The sequence below is a fragment of the Mycobacterium sp. E787 genome (assembly GCF_001668725.1).
Taxonomy (GTDB): Bacteria; Actinomycetota; Actinomycetes; order Mycobacteriales; family Mycobacteriaceae; genus Mycobacterium.
Genome location: NZ_LZKL01000089.1, coordinates 26094 through 39979 on the forward strand (window position 1 = coordinate 26094; position 13886 = coordinate 39979).

A 13886-nucleotide genomic window follows, 5' to 3' on the forward strand; every position below is an offset into this window, starting at 1 on the left:
ATGCTTTGCTCCCATGGCACGTATCGCGATCATCGGCGGCGGCAGCATCGGCGAGGCATTGCTGTCGGGCCTCCTGCGCGCGGGTCGGCAGGTCAGGGACCTGGTGGTGGCCGAACGGATGCCCGAGCGCGCCGAGTACCTGGCGGAGACCTATGCCGTGCGCGTGGCGCCGGTCGGTGACGCGGTGGACAACGCGACGTTCGTCGTCGTGGCGGTGAAGCCCGCCGACGTCGAGAGCGTGCTGGGGGAGCTGGCCCGCGCGGCCGCCGAGGCCGAGACCGACAGCCCCGAACAGGTTTTCGTCACCGTCGCGGCGGGCATCACGATCAGCTACTTCGAATCCAAGCTGCCGGCCGGAACCCCGGTGGTCCGGGCGATGCCCAACGCCGCGGCGTTGGTGGGCGCGGGCGTGACCGCGCTGGCCAAGGGCCGCTACGTCACCGAGCCACAGCTGGAAGAGGTCTCGGCGCTGTTCGACTCCGTCGGCGGCGTGCTGACCGTCCCGGAATCCCAGATGGACGCCGTGACCGCCCTGTCGGGATCCGGCCCGGCGTATTTCTTCTTGATGGTCGAGGCGCTGGTCGACGCCGGCGTCGCCGCGGGTCTGAGCCGCCAGGTCGCCACCGACCTGACGGCGCAGACGATGGCCGGCTCGGCGGCGATGCTGCTCGAACGGATGGATTCGTCGCCCTTGGCCGAGCGGGAGGCGCTGGGGGTGCGTGCGGACGCCACGGCGGCGCAGCTGCGCGCGACGGTCACCTCGCCGGGCGGCACCACCGCCGCTGCGCTGCGCGAACTGGAACGGGGCGGATTGCGGGTGGCCGTCGACGCGGCCGTCCAGGCCGCGAAAAGGCGCTCTGAGCAGCTAAGAATTACATCGGAATAATTCAAGTTTTCCGGACGGATTGTCCCTCACCAGTACCATTAACCCCATTAGTCCCGCTATTCTCCTCTTGTATGCACGTGTGGGTGCCAGCGGAGGGGAAGCCGCTGGCATTGCGCGAGCCTGACACGATTGGGTTGCGATGACGTCTACGAACGGGCCATCGGCACGCGATTCCGCTGCTAAGGGGCGGGACTCCGGTTCCGGCGATGGCCAGCAGGCCAGGACGCAATTTCTCACCGTCGCGGAGGTCGCGGCGCTGATGCGCGTCTCCAAGATGACGGTGTACCGGCTGGTGCACAACGGCGAGCTGCCCGCGGTGCGGGTCGGGCGGTCCTTCCGGGTGCACGCCAAGGCCGTCCACGACATGCTGGAGACTTCGTACTTCGACGCGGGCTGACCTGCCGCGGCCGCCGGTTTGGTGTTCCGCGCTGAGGGCCGGGTAAAGTGTCCGGGTCAAGTAGGAGCAGGTCACCGGTCAGATAGCGGAGTTCATGGGTTCAGTAATCAAGAAGCGGCGCAAGCGTATGTCGAAGAAGAAGCACCGCAAGCTGCTGCGTCGCACCCGGGTGCAGCGCAGAAAACTCGGCAAGTAAGCCCGAGTAAGCCCAGTCGACCGTCGCGTCGCCGTAACGCCGCCGTCTCGCACGCCCGTTAGGCTGTTCGGGTGGATCAGTCGAGTGGGGAAGGTGCCGCAACCGGCACCGTGCACTACCCCAAAGTGGTGCTCGTCACCGGTGCCTGCCGGTTCCTGGGCGGCTACCTGACTGCCCGGCTCGCGCAGAACCCGTTGATCAAAGCGGTCATCGCGGTGGACGCGATCGCCCCCAGCAAGGACATGCTGCGCCGCATGGGGCGCGCCGAGTTCGTTCGCGCCGACATTCGTAATCCCTTCATTGCCAAGGTGATTCGCAACGGCGACGTCGACACCGTGGTGCACGCCGCGGCGGCGTCGTACGCCCCGCGATCCGGTGGCAGCGCCGCGCTGAAGGAAATCAACGTGATGGGCGCGATGCAACTCTTCGCCGCCTGCCAGAAGGCGCCTTCGGTGCGCCGCGTCGTGTTGAAGTCGACGTCGGAGGTGTACGGGTCGAGCGCGCACGATCCGGTCATGTTCACCGAGGACAGCAGCAGCCGGCGGCCGTTTCGCGACGGCTTCGCCAAGGACAGCCTCGACATCGAGGGGTACGTGCGCGGGCTGGCCCGGCGGCGCCCCGACATCGCGGTGACGATTCTGCGGCTGGCCAACATGATCGGCCCGGCGATGGACACCTCGCTGTCGCGGTATCTGGCGGGGCCGTTGGTCCCCACGATGTTCGGCCGCGACGCCCGGTTGCAGTTGCTGCACGAGCAGGACGCGCTCGGCGCCCTCGAGCGCGCGGCGATGGCCGGCAAGGCCGGCACCTTCAACATCGGCGCCGACGGCATCATCATGCTCTCGCAGGCGATCCGGCGGGCGGGCCGAATACCGGTGCCGGTGCCCGGGTTCGGCGTGTGGGCGCTGGATTCGCTGAGACGGGCCAACCGCTATACCGAGATCACCCGGGATCAGTTTGAGTATTTGAGTTACGGCCGCGTCATGGACACCACCAGAATGCGGACGGAGCTCGGCTACCAGCCGAAATGGACGACGGCCGAGGCGTTCGACGACTACGTCCGCGGCCGTGGCCTGACTCCCATAATCGACCCTGATCGGGTACGCTCCCTGGAGGGTCGCGTCGTAGCGTTAGCGCAGCGCTGGGGAAGCCGAAATCCAATTCCATGGGGCGGGGTCAGGTAGAGATCGTGACGGGCGAAACCAGAGCGAACGTCATTCCACTACATACAAATCGGGGTCGGGTCGCCGCGCGCCGTAGAGCCGATCAACGCGCGGAATCGTCCCGCCAACATCCCTCGCTGCTGTCCGATCCCCGCGGCCGAGCGTCGGCTGAACAGATCGCCGCGGTCGTTCGCGAAATCGACGAACACCGCCGCGCCGCGGGTGCACCGTCGACGGCCGAGGCGCCGCTCAACGAGCTCGCACAACGGGTGGCCGCGGTTGCCGGCTTTTTGCGGCAGCGGTTCACGGGCGACTACACCGTCGACGAGTTCGGCTTCGATCCGCACTTCAACAGCGCGGTCGTCCGGCCTTTGCTGCGGTTCTTCTTCCGGTCGTGGTTCCGGGTCGAGGTCAGCGGCATCGAGAACCTGCCGAGCGACGGGGCCGCGCTGGTGGTGGCCAATCACGCCGGGGTGTTGCCGTTCGACGGGCTGATGCTGTCGGTGGCGGTGCACGACGAACACCCGGCGCACCGGGACCTGCGGCTGCTGGCCGCCGACATGGTGTTCGACCTGCCGGTGGTCGGCGAAGCCGCGCGCAAGGCGGGCCACACCATGGCCTGCACGACGGACGCGCACCGCCTGCTGGCCGCCGGCGAACTCACCGCCGTGTTCCCGGAGGGCTACAAGGGCCTGGGCAAGCGCTTCGAGGACCGCTATCGACTGCAGCGGTTCGGGCGCGGCGGATTCGTGACGGCGGCGCTGCGCACCAAGGCCCCGATCGTTCCGTGCTCGATCGTCGGTTCCGAAGAGATCTACCCGATGCTCACCGACGTCAAGCTGCTGGCGCGGCTGTTCGGCCTGCCCTACTTCCCGATCACTCCGCTGTTCCCGCTGGCCGGCCCCGCCGGGCTGGTGCCGCTGCCGTCGAAGTGGCGCATCGCGTTCGGTGAACCGATCTACACGAACGACTACGCCGCCTCCGACGCCGAGGACCCGATGGTCACCTTCGAGCTGACCGACCAGGTGCGCGAGACGATCCAGCAGACCCTGTACCGGCTGCTGGCCGGGCGCCGCAACATCTTCTTCGGCTAGCGAAACGCCCCGGCGCCGCGTGGCGCGACACCGGGGCCGTCTTGCGTCGCAGAACTACTTGACGAGCGTGAACTGGCAGACGTCGGTGTAGCTGTCACGGAACAGGTCCGAGCAGCCCCTCAGGTAGTGCATGTAGATGTCGTAGGTCTCCTGCCCCTTCAGGGCGATCGCCTCGTCCTTGTGCGCCTCGAGCGCATCCGCCCACGCGTTCAGCGTCGGCACGTAGTTCTTGCCGATGCGGTGGTAGCGCTCGACCTTCCAGCCCGCGTTGGACGAGTAGTGGTCGACCTGTGAGATCCGCGGCAGCCGCCCGCCCGGGAAGATCTCCGTCAGGATGAACTTGATGAAGCGCAGCAGGCTCATCGGCGACGTCAGGCCGAGCTCCTGGGCCTCCTCCTTGTCCGGGATGATGATCGTGTGCAGCAGCATCCGGCCGTCGTCGGGCGTCAGGCTGTAGAACTTCTTGAAAAAGGTGTCGTAGCGCTCGAATCCGGCATCGCCGGCGCCGTCGGCGAAGTGCTCGAACGCGCCGAGTGACACGATGCGGTCCACCGGCTCGTCGAATTCCTCCCAGCCCTGGATTCGCACCTCCTTGCGGCGCGGGCTGTCCATCTCCTCGAACTTGGCCACGTCGTGGGCGTACTGGTTCTCGCTCAGCGTCAGGCCGATGACGTTGACGTCGTACTCGGCCACCGCGTGCCGCATGGTCGCGCCCCAGCCGCAGCCGATGTCGAGCAGCGTCATGCCCGGCTCCAGGTTCAGCTTGTCCAGCGCGAGCTTGCGCTTGGCGTACTGCGCCTCTTCCAGCGTCTTGGTCAGGTGATTGGGGTCCGGCTTCTCGTCGAAGTACGCGCAGCTGTAGGTCATCGACGGGTCAAGCCACAGCTTGAAGAACTCGTTCGACTTGTCGTAGTGGGATCGGACTGCCTCGACCGGCGGCTTCAGCTGGGTGCCACCCGTTTCACCCTGTGACATTGGAATCGCCCTACTTTCCGGCTGATATCGATGCGATCGCGGCGACGGTTTCTTCAGCGCCAGCGTCCTGGTGTGCGGCTTCCCCCAGCATCGTAACGACACTGGTGACGACCGGCTTGCCCTCGGCGTCTGTGACTTCGCTGCGGATCTCAGCGACGACGGCGCCGTGGGATTCGATCACCGAGTCTAGATAGGTGTCGAAGTAGAGCTTATCGTGCGCCAATATCGGCCGGTGAAACTGGAATTTCTGGTCGCGGTGCATGACCCGGGCGATGTTGATCGGGATGCTGAACTTGGTGAAGATCTCCAACTGCACGCGCCGCCCCGCGATGGCCAGGAACGTCAGCGGCGCCACCAGCGCGGGGTAGCCGGCGGCGGCGGCGTCGGCCTCGTTGTAGTGCGCCGGGTGATCGTCCTTGACGGCCTGGGCGAACTCCCGGATCTTCTCGCGCCCCACCTGGAAGTAGTCCGGTGCCCGGTAGTGGCTGCCGATGATCCCTCGGGCCGATTCTGGGACTGTCATGCCGCTGTGCTCTCCGCTCGATTACGTCTCAGCGGCGCAGCCTATCAGCGCGATTGGCGCCGCGACGCCAGCGCCGCCAGCGCGCCCCCGGCCGCGCCCAGGGCCAGCGCCGAGGGCACCCCGATCCGCGCGGCCTTGCGGGCGGTGCGGAAGTCGCGGATCTCCCACCCCCGTTCGCGGGCGAGGGCCCGCAGGCGGGCGTCGGGGTTGATGGCCACCGCCGTGCCGACCAGCGACAGCATCGGCACGTCGTTGTAGCTGTCGGAATAGGCCGTGCAGCGCTTGAGGTTGAGGCCCTCGCGGATGGCCAGCGAGCGCACCGCGTGCGCCTTGCCGGGGCCGTGCAAAATCTCGCCGACCAGCCTGCCGGTGAACACGCCGTCCACCGACTCGGCGACCGTGCCCAGCGCGCCGGTCAGCCCGAGCCGTCGCGCGATCGTCGCCGCCAGCTCGTAGGGGGTGGCGGTGATCAGCCACACCTGCTGGCCGGCGTCCAGGTGCATCTGGGTGAGCTCGCGGGTGCCGGGCCAGATCTTGTCGGCGATGATCTCGTCGTAGACCTCCTCGCCCAGCGCGACCAGCTGCTCGACGGAGCGGCCCTCGATGAACGCGAGGGCCTTGCGCCGGCCGGCGGCGACGTCGTCGCTGTTCTCCGTGCCGAACCACTGAAACTTGGCCTGGGCGTAAATGAATCCGAGCACATCGCGGTAGGTGAAGTAGTTGCGGGCGGCCAGGCCCCGTCCGAAATGCACGGCCGACGAACCCTGCACCAGGGTGTTGTCCACGTCGAAGAACGCGGCCGCGGTCAGGTCGATCGGCGGCTGCGGGCGGCCCTCGTCGGGCGCGGCGGGGGCGACGGTGGCCAGATCCTCGAGCGCGCGTTCGGCGCTCGCGTTGTCGACCAGCGCGTCGAGGTCGGGGCGGCCGGCGGGGTCCGCGCCGCCCGGCTCAGAGGAAGCCGATGAAGCCAAGGCCCAACCTCCTAGATCGCTGTGCCGCCGGGTAATCCGTGGGATGACCGTTCTCAACCCTATCCGGCGGGGATTCCGGGCGGTTTGCGCGCCTGAGGCGTCAGGTCAGGACCACATGGCCAAATTCGTTGACATCGCTCCGGTGTAGTTGGCATGCGCCGTCTCGCCCGCGGCCCGCAGTTGGGCCAGGGCCTCGCGCATCATCGCTTCGCCGCGGGCCCAGTGCCGATGCGCCTCGACGTGGGCCGCCGCGCCGCTGCCCGTCCATGTCGAGTGCAAAGTGCTTACCAGAGAATCGATTTCGGCCAGCATGTCTTCGGCATAGCGGCCGAATTCGGTCATTCGTTGCACGGCGTCGGCCAGCGCCCGGGGATCCACCCGAAACGGCTCAGCCACGGCGCACCCCGCGCAGAGCCTGGGCCGACGCCGCCTCGTTCTCCCGGTAGAGGCCGCCGGCCCGGGCCACCAGCCGCGCCAGCATCGAGAGGCCGACCTCCACCTCGCCGGCACCGCGGTGCCACAGCTCCCATGCGTCGGCGTAGGCGCTTCCCGACGTGCCGCGCCAGCCGCCGAGCATGTCGCCGACCTGGGCGTTGAGCTCCGCGAACTGGTTCCGCAGGTCCTCGGCGCGCCCCGCCAGCGCCTCGGCGAACCCCCGCATCGCCTCGGGATCGACCCGCACCGCGTCCTGGGCAGCCACATCGGCAACCTAACCGCCGCGGCGTGGCCCCACAATTCACCGACGCGAGTGCCACACTGTTCGCCATGACGCAGGGCACCGGCCGGCCGCGGGTGGAGCTGCTGACCCGCGACGGCTGCACGATCTGCGCGCGGGTGCACGCGCGGCTGGTCGAGCTCGCCGACGAGCTGGGCTTCGAGCTGGCGGCGACCGACGTCGACGCCGCCGCGGCGGCGGGCAACCCGGGCCTGCGTGCCGAGTTCGGCGATCGGTTGCCGGTGGTTCTGCTCAACGGGCGCGAGCACAGTTACTGGGAGGTGGACGAGCCGCGGCTGCGCGCGGACCTCGCTCGGTAACGGCGGTCACTTATTTGGTAGCCCAGCTGATCAACGATTACCGTGGACAGCAGTTCAGTTACTGGGGAAGCAAGGGAGCTGGCCAGGTGATGCTGCCGTGAGCGTCCTGCTCTTCGGGGTTTCGCACCGCAGTGCGCCGGTCTCCGTCCTGGAACAACTCAGCATCGACGAATCCGATCAGGTCAAGATCGTCGATCGGGTGTTGCAGTCGCCGCTGGTGACCGAGGCGATGGTGCTCTCGACGTGCAACCGGGTCGAGGTCTACGCCGTCGTCGACGCGTTCCACGGCGGGTTGGCGGTGGTCGGGCAGGTGCTGTCGGAACACTCCGGGATGTCGATGGGCGACCTGACCAAGTACGCCTACGTGCGCTACAGCGAGGCCGCCGTCGAGCACCTGTTCGCGGTGGCCAGCGGCCTGGATTCCGCGGTGGTCGGCGAGCAGCAGGTGCTGGGCCAGGTGCGCCGCGCCTACGGGACCGCCGAGGCCAACCGCACCGTCGGCCGGGTGCTGCACGAGCTGGCCCAGCGGGCGCTGTCGGTGGGCAAGCGGGTGCACTCCGAAACCGCCATCGACGCCGCCGGCGCGTCGGTGGTTTCGGTCGCCCTGGGCATGGCCGAGCGCAGGCTGGGCGGGCTGGCGGGCAAGACCGCCGTGGTCGTCGGCGCCGGGGCGATGGGCGCGCTGTCCTCGGCGCACCTGACCCGGGCCGGCATCGAGCAGGTCGCGGTGGTCAACCGCTCGGCCTCGCGCGCGCAGCGGCTGGCCCGCAAGATCCGCGAATCCGGCGTGCGGGCCGAGGCGCTGACCCTGGACCGGCTGCCCGACGCGCTGGCGGACGCCGACGTCGTGGTCAGCTGCACGGGCGCGGTGAGCCCCGTCGTCTCACTGGCGGACGTGCACCACGCGCTGGCCGCGGCCCGCCGGGACGAGGCCGCCCACCCGCTGGTCATCTGCGACCTGGGCATGCCGCGCGACGTCGACCCGGCGGTGGCCGGACTGCCCGGGGTCTGGGTCGTCGACGTGGACCGCGTGCAGCGCGAGCCGTCGGCCCACGCCGCGGCCGCCGACGTCGACGCCGCGCGCCACATCGTGGCGACCGAGGTCGCCACCTACCTGGCGGGGCAGCGGATGGCCGAGGTCACCCCGACGGTGACGGCGCTGCGACAGCGGGCCGCCGACGTCGTCGAGGCGGAGTTGCTGCGCCTCGACAACCGGCTGCCCGGCCTGGAAAGCGCCCACCGGGAAGAGGTGGCGCGCACCGTGCGCCGCGTGGTCGACAAGCTGCTGCACGCACCCACCGTGCGGATCAAACAGCTCGCCAGCGCCCCGGGCGGCGACAGCTACGCCGAGGCGCTGCGCGAACTCTTCGAACTCGACCAGACCGCCATTGACTCGGTCGCCGCTGTGGCCGCTGGTGAATTGCCAGTCGCGCCAAGCCGATTCGACGCCACGCCGCAACAGTCCGGCGAGTAGCCGATTGCCGCACGTGATCCGGATAGGCACCCGGGGCAGCCTGTTGGCCACCACCCAGGCCGGTGTGGTCAGGGACGCCCTGATCGCCAACGGCCATCCCGCCGAACTGGTGACCATCACCACGGCCGGCGACCGGTCGTCGGCCCCCATCCAGAGCCTGGGCGTGGGCGCCTTCACGACCGCGTTGCGGGAGGCCATCGAGGACGGCCGCGTGGACGCCGCGGTGCACTCGCACAAAGATTTGCCGACGGCCGACGACCCGCGGTTCACCATCGCCGCGGTACCGCCGCGCAACGACCCCCGCGACGCGCTCGTCGCGCGCGACGGCCTGGTGCTGGGTGAGTTGCCGGCGGGCTCGCTGGTGGGCACGTCGTCGCCGCGCAGGGCGGCTCAGCTTAGAGCATTGGGTCTCGGTTTGGAAATCCGCCCCCTACGAGGCAACCTAGATACCAGGTTGAACAGGGTAAGCAGTGGTGATCTTGACGCGATCGTGGTGGCCAGGGCCGGTCTCGCCCGGCTGGGCCGCCTCGACGATGTCACCGAGACGCTGGAGCCGGTGCAGATGTTGCCAGCACCGGCTCAAGGAGCGCTCGCCGTCGAGTGCCGCGCCGGTGACGAACTGGCCGCGGTGCTGGCGGAGTTGGACGACGCCGACACGCGCGCGGCGGTCACCGCGGAGCGGGCCCTGCTCGCCGAATTGGAGGCCGGTTGCTCCGCACCGGTGGGCGCGATCGCCGAGGTGGTCGAGTCCATCGACGACGAGGGCCGTGTCTTCGAAGAGCTGTCGCTGCGCGGCTGCGTGGCGGCGCTGGACGGGTCCGACGTGATCCGCGCGTCCGGCATCGGCACTCCCGGTCGGGCACGGGAGCTGGGGCTCTCGGTCGCCGCCGAGCTGCTCGAGCTGGGGGCCGGAGAGCTGATTGGGGGAGCGCGGCAAGACCCCGCGCGAGGAAACTGAAGAGAGTCACTTGGGAGCGACAATGACGACGCGAGGGCGTAAGCCGAGACCGGGCCACATCACGTTCGTGGGCTCGGGCCCCGGCGACCCGGGACTGTTGACGACGCGGGCTGCCACGGTGCTGGCCAACGCCGCCCTGGTGTTCACCGACCCCGACGTGCCCGAACCCGTGCTCGCGCTGATCGGCAGGGATCTGCCGCCGGTCTCCGGCCCGGCGCCGGCCGGCCCGGAAGCCAAGGCCGAGGGCAACCCCGACGGTGACGCCGGCCAGGCCGGGCCCGCGGTGATCACCGAGGGCCCCGATATCCGCCCGGCGCTGGGCGAGCCCGCCGAGGTCGCCAAAACGCTTGTCGCCGAGGCCCGTACGGGCGCCGACGTGGTGCGGCTGGTGGCCGGCGACCCGCTGACGCTCGACGCGGTCATCACGGAGGTGAACGCCGTCGCGCGCAGCCACCTGCACATCGAGATCGTGCCCGGGCTGGCCGCCACCAGCGCCGTCCCCACCTATGCGGGGCTGCCGCTGGGCTCGTCGCACACGGTCGCCGACGTGCGGGGCGACGTGGACTTCGACGCGCTCGCGGCGGCGCCCGGCCCACTGATCCTGCAGGCCACCGCGTCGCATGTGGCCGACGCGGCCCGCGCCCTGATCGAGCACGAGCTGGCCGAGGCCACCCCCTGCGTGGTGACCGCGCAGGGCACCACCTGCCAGCAGCGCTCGGTCGAGACCACGCTGGCCGGCCTGACCGATCCCGCCGTCCTGGGCGGCAACGACCCGGCCGGCCCGATGACCGGGCCGCTGGTGGTGACCATCGGCAAGACGGTGGCCAGCCGGGCGAAGCTGAACTGGTGGGAGAGCCGCGCGCTGTACGGCTGGACCGTGTTGGTGCCCCGCACCAAGGACCAGGCCGGCGAGATGAGCGAGCGGCTGACGTCCTACGGCGCCCTGCCGATCGAGGTGCCGACCATCGCCGTCGAGCCCCCGCGCAGCCCCGCCCAGATGGAGCGGGCCGTCAAGGGCCTGGTCGACGGCCGCTTCCAGTGGGTGGTGTTCACCTCCACCAACGCGGTGCGCGCGGTGTGGGAGAAGTTCGGCGAGTTCGGGCTGGACGCCCGGGCGTTCTCCGGGGTGAAGATCGCCTGCGTCGGCGAGTCGACGGCCGACCGGGTCCGCGCCTTCGGGATCAGCCCCGAGCTGGTGCCGGCCGGCGAGCAGTCCTCGCTGGGCCTGCTCGACGACTTCCCGCCCTACGACAGCGTTTTCGACCCGGTGAACCGGGTCCTGCTGCCGCGGGCCGACATCGCCACCGAGACGCTGGCCGAGGGGCTGCGCGAGCGCGGCTGGGAGATCGAGGACGTCACGGCCTACCGGACCGTGCGCGCCGCGCCGCCGCCGGCGGCCACCCGCGAGATGATCAAGACGGGCGGCTTCGACGCGGTGTGCTTCACCTCCAGCTCGACCGTGCGCAACCTGGTCGGCATCGCCGGCAAACCGCACGCGCGCACGATCATCGCCTGCATCGGCCCCAAGACCGCCGAGACCGCCGCGGAATTCGGCCTGCGGGTGGACGTCCAGCCCGACACCGCCGCCGTCGGCCCCCTGGTCGATGCGTTGGCCGAGCACGCCGCGCGGCTGCGCGCCGAGGGGGCGCTGCCGCCGCCGCGCAAGAAGAGCCGCAGGCGCTAGTGGTCGCCCTTCCCGCGAGCGTGCGTGTCTGTACAGCGACACGCCGTCTGGGCTGGCATTCTGCGCACGCTCGCGGCGACGGACGAGCATGAGTTACCCCCGGCAGCGCCCGCGCCGGCTCCGCTCGACACCCGCGTTGCGTCGCCTGGTGGCGCAAACGTCGCTGGAGCCAAGGCATTTGGTGCTGCCGATGTTCGTCGCCGACGGGATCGACGAACCGCGGCCGATCGCATCGATGCCCAACGTCGTTCAGCACAGCCGGGATTCGCTGCGCCGCGCCGCCGAGGAGGCCGTCGCCGCCGGGGTTGGCGGGGTGATGCTGTTCGGCGTTCCCCGCGATCAGGACAAGGACGCGACCGGCTCGGCCGGCACCGATCCGGACGGCATCCTCAACGTCGCGCTGCGCGACCTGGCCAAGGATCTCGGTGACGCCACGGTGTTGATGGCCGACACCTGCCTGGACGAGTTCACCGACCACGGGCACTGCGGCGTCCTGGACGCCCGCGGCCGGGTGGACAACGACGCCACCCTGGCCCGCTACGTCAAACTGGCTGTGGCACAGGCGGAATCGGGCGCCCATGTGGTCGGACCGAGCGGCATGATGGACGGCCAGGTGGCCGCGATCCGCGACGGCCTGGACGCGGCCGGCTACACCGACGTGGTGATCCTGGCCTACGCCGCCAAGTTCGCCTCGGCGTTCTACGGCCCGTTCCGCGAGGCGGTGAGCTCGAGGCTGTCCGGGGACCGGCGCACCTACCAGCAGGAGCCCGGCAACTTCCGGGAGGCGCTGCGCGAGGTGCGGCTGGACCTCGACGAGGGCGCCGACATCGTGATGGTCAAGCCCGCCCTGGGTTACCTCGATGTGCTGGCGGCGGCGGCGGAGGTCTCGCCGGTGCCGGTGGCCGCCTACCAGGTGTCGGGCGAGTACGCCATGATCTGCGCCGCGGCCGCCAACGATTGGATCGACGAGCGCGCCGCCGCCCTGGAGTCGCTGACCGGCATCCGGCGCGCCGGGGCCGACATCGTGCTCACCTATTGGGCCGCGGATGCGGCAAGCTGGCTGTCGTGACGGACCCCCGGCCGTTGTTCTACGAGCCCGGCGCCAGCTGGTGGTGGGTGGCGCTGGGCCCGGCGTCGGCGGCGGCCATGGTGCTGATCGAAATCTGGAGCGGGGCCCCGGTGTCGTTCGTCGTCCCGGCGATCTTCTTGGTCCTGGTGTCGGCGTTCGTGGGGCTGCAGGTGAAGGCGGCGCGGATCCACGTCTCGGTGGAGCTCACCGAAGACGCCCTGCGGCAGGGCACCGAAACCATCCTGGTGCGCGAAATCCTCAAGGTGTACCCCGAACCCGAACACCACGAGGCGTCCGGCAAGGAGCTGGCGAGATGGCAGTCGTCGCGGGCGCTCGGCGAACTCGTCGGGGTGCCGCGCCACCGCATCGGCATCGGCCTCAAGCTCACCGGCGACCGCACCGCCCAGGCCTGGGCCCGCCGTCATCGTCAGCTACGGGCGGCCCTGACGCCGCTGGTCCAGGAGCGGGTGGAGCCCGCCGGCTCCGACGCCGCCGACGACCGCGACGACGGGCCCACGCCGTGATCGCCCGCTATCGCGCCGTCGTGGAGCTCGCCCTGGCCTGCGTCGCGCTGGTGGGCGGGGGGCTGAGCTGGGTGCACGCGCGCCACACGGTGCGTGTCGCCCCCATCGCCGACGGGCAGCCGTTCACCACGTCGCTGGTGTACAACCCTCAGCTGCTGTTGCTGACCCTGGTGCTGGTGACGGCCGCCGGGGTGCTGGCGGTGGTCGGGATCGCCCGCCTGCTGCGGGCGCGGACGCCGGGAAAAGCTACGCCGTCTTCTTGATCAGCGGCAGCACGAGCTGACGGCGGCTCACGATCGCTTCGGCCAGGTTGCGGAGCGCCTCGCGCACCGAGCGCGCGACCGGCAACTCGCCCTCGCCGCCCAGCAGCCCCATGACGGCCGGGCTCGCGACCAGCGTCCACTCCACCCCGGCGGCGCGGCAGTCCTCGTCGAGCCGGTGCACGAGCGAGACACCCGCCGCAGCAAAGTGGGTCACGTCGCTCAGGTCGACCACCACCGGGTTGCTCCCCAGGGTGAAACGCCAGAGGTACTCGCTGACCCGGTCGACGTTGGCCGCGTTGATGTCGCCGCGAATGGTCACCACGGTCGCCAGGTGCCGGCAGTGGGCGCGGATCTGGGCGCCATCGCAGTCGAAGGTGCCGTACCCGTGCCGTGTCGCGACGGTGGTGATTGTCATGAGCGCCTCATTCCCTTCGACCTGTCCTCTAAAGGTGCCCGCCAAATCTAAGGGGACCGGAAGCCGCCTCTAACTCTTTGCTAAGAAGCCGATTTCGGTGCGTTTGGTGGGGGTTCAGGCAACATCGTGGCCGTTTTGTAGCCGTGCCACGCCACGGCCCATCACGCCATCGGAAGCCGTCCGCTGCTAGGCTTCGTGGGCTGCCGGTTGCCAGTCGGGGGGCTCGTGATCGCCCGGTCAGCCGGACAGATCGGATACG

At 70.0% G+C, this 13886-nt stretch carries 18 protein-coding genes; 12 read left to right on the forward strand and 6 right to left on the reverse strand.

Going from position 1 to position 13886, the window contains the following annotated elements:
• Window positions 1-13: 13 nt before the first annotated feature.
• From proC to A5705_RS17305, 5 genes are all read left to right on the forward strand, one after another.
• Window positions 14-886 carry a pyrroline-5-carboxylate reductase gene (proC, locus tag A5705_RS17290; RefSeq protein ID WP_067881403.1) on the forward strand — a complete coding sequence of 291 codons (873 nt, stop codon included), beginning with the start codon at window positions 14-16 and terminating at the stop codon, window positions 884-886.
• A gap of 139 nt (window positions 887-1025) precedes the next feature.
• Window positions 1026-1283 carry a cell division/environmental response transcriptional regulator gene (locus tag A5705_RS17295; protein ID WP_066917724.1) on the forward strand — a complete coding sequence of 86 codons (258 nt, stop codon included), beginning with the start codon at window positions 1026-1028 and terminating at the stop codon, window positions 1281-1283.
• A 94-nt stretch (window positions 1284-1377) separates the two neighbouring features.
• The gene (locus A5705_RS27325) at window positions 1378-1479 is read left to right on the forward strand and encodes a 30S ribosomal protein bS22 (protein WP_003402602.1); all 102 of its coding nucleotides are present in this window, start codon (window positions 1378-1380) and stop codon (window positions 1477-1479) included.
• 71 nt (window positions 1480-1550) lie between these two features.
• Window positions 1551-2663 (forward strand): SDR family oxidoreductase, encoded by a 1113-nt coding sequence (locus A5705_RS17300; protein ID WP_067881405.1) that lies wholly within the window; start codon window positions 1551-1553, stop codon window positions 2661-2663.
• Window positions 2645-3736 carry a lysophospholipid acyltransferase family protein gene (locus A5705_RS17305; RefSeq protein ID WP_156738449.1) on the forward strand — a complete coding sequence of 364 codons (1092 nt, stop codon included), beginning with the start codon at window positions 2645-2647 and terminating at the stop codon, window positions 3734-3736. The genes A5705_RS17300 and A5705_RS17305 overlap by 19 nt, the downstream gene beginning before the upstream one ends.
• A gap of 54 nt (window positions 3737-3790) precedes the next feature.
• Here A5705_RS17305 and cmaA2 read toward each other — a convergent pair whose 3' ends face one another.
• The 5 genes from cmaA2 to A5705_RS17330 form a co-directional block, all read right to left on the reverse strand.
• A complete protein-coding gene (gene cmaA2, locus A5705_RS17310) occupies window positions 3791-4711 on the reverse strand; it encodes a cyclopropane mycolic acid synthase CmaA2 (protein ID WP_067881408.1) in 921 nt (306 codons plus the stop codon).
• 10 nt (window positions 4712-4721) lie between these two features.
• Window positions 4722-5234 (reverse strand): MaoC family dehydratase N-terminal domain-containing protein, encoded by a 513-nt coding sequence (locus tag A5705_RS17315; RefSeq protein WP_067881411.1) that lies wholly within the window; start codon window positions 5232-5234, stop codon window positions 4722-4724.
• Between the two features lie 44 nt (window positions 5235-5278).
• Window positions 5279-6205 (reverse strand): HAD family phosphatase, encoded by a 927-nt coding sequence (locus A5705_RS17320; RefSeq protein WP_067881414.1) that lies wholly within the window; start codon window positions 6203-6205, stop codon window positions 5279-5281.
• 105 nt (window positions 6206-6310) lie between these two features.
• Window positions 6311-6601, reverse strand: coding sequence for a WXG100 family type VII secretion target (locus A5705_RS17325; protein ID WP_067881418.1), 291 nt, complete (start codon window positions 6599-6601; stop codon window positions 6311-6313).
• Complete coding sequence (locus A5705_RS17330) at window positions 6594-6905, reverse strand: WXG100 family type VII secretion target (RefSeq protein ID WP_082956524.1); 312 nt, start codon at window positions 6903-6905, stop codon at window positions 6594-6596. The genes A5705_RS17325 and A5705_RS17330 overlap by 8 nt, the downstream gene beginning before the upstream one ends.
• Window positions 6906-6970: 65 nt before the next feature.
• On the opposite strand from A5705_RS17330, the gene A5705_RS17335 reads away from it, so the two are divergent.
• From A5705_RS17335 to A5705_RS17365, 7 genes are all read left to right on the forward strand, one after another.
• The gene (locus A5705_RS17335; protein WP_067881548.1) at window positions 6971-7240 is read left to right on the forward strand and encodes a glutaredoxin family protein; all 270 of its coding nucleotides are present in this window, start codon (window positions 6971-6973) and stop codon (window positions 7238-7240) included.
• 97 nt (window positions 7241-7337) lie between these two features.
• Window positions 7338-8714 (forward strand): glutamyl-tRNA reductase, encoded by a 1377-nt coding sequence (locus tag A5705_RS17340; RefSeq protein WP_067881421.1) that lies wholly within the window; start codon window positions 7338-7340, stop codon window positions 8712-8714.
• Window positions 8715-8727: 13 nt separating this feature from the next.
• Window positions 8728-9672 carry a hydroxymethylbilane synthase gene (hemC, locus tag A5705_RS17345; RefSeq protein ID WP_068278915.1) on the forward strand — a complete coding sequence of 315 codons (945 nt, stop codon included), beginning with the start codon at window positions 8728-8730 and terminating at the stop codon, window positions 9670-9672.
• A 22-nt stretch (window positions 9673-9694) separates the two neighbouring features.
• Window positions 9695-11356: a uroporphyrinogen-III synthase gene (locus tag A5705_RS17350; protein ID WP_067881424.1), complete on the forward strand. Its 1662-nt coding sequence runs from the start codon at window positions 9695-9697 to the stop codon at window positions 11354-11356.
• An 88-nt stretch (window positions 11357-11444) separates the two neighbouring features.
• Window positions 11445-12425, forward strand: a complete 981-nt coding sequence (gene hemB / locus A5705_RS17355; RefSeq protein WP_068278784.1) for a porphobilinogen synthase — start codon at window positions 11445-11447, stop codon at window positions 12423-12425.
• Window positions 12426-12439: 14 nt separating this feature from the next.
• On the forward strand, window positions 12440-12949 hold the full coding sequence (locus tag A5705_RS17360) for a DUF3093 family protein (RefSeq protein ID WP_067881554.1): 510 nt from the start codon (window positions 12440-12442) through the stop codon (window positions 12947-12949).
• Window positions 12946-13212 carry a hypothetical protein gene (locus tag A5705_RS17365; RefSeq protein ID WP_067881430.1) on the forward strand — a complete coding sequence of 89 codons (267 nt, stop codon included), beginning with the start codon at window positions 12946-12948 and terminating at the stop codon, window positions 13210-13212. Before A5705_RS17360 ends, A5705_RS17365 begins: the two co-directional genes overlap by 4 nt.
• Here the strand turns inward: A5705_RS17365 and A5705_RS17370 are convergent.
• Window positions 13196-13627 carry an STAS domain-containing protein gene (locus A5705_RS17370; RefSeq protein ID WP_067881433.1) on the reverse strand — a complete coding sequence of 144 codons (432 nt, stop codon included), beginning with the start codon at window positions 13625-13627 and terminating at the stop codon, window positions 13196-13198. The two genes, A5705_RS17365 and A5705_RS17370, sit on opposite strands and share 17 nt — an antisense overlap.
• Window positions 13628-13886 lie beyond the last annotated feature (259 nt).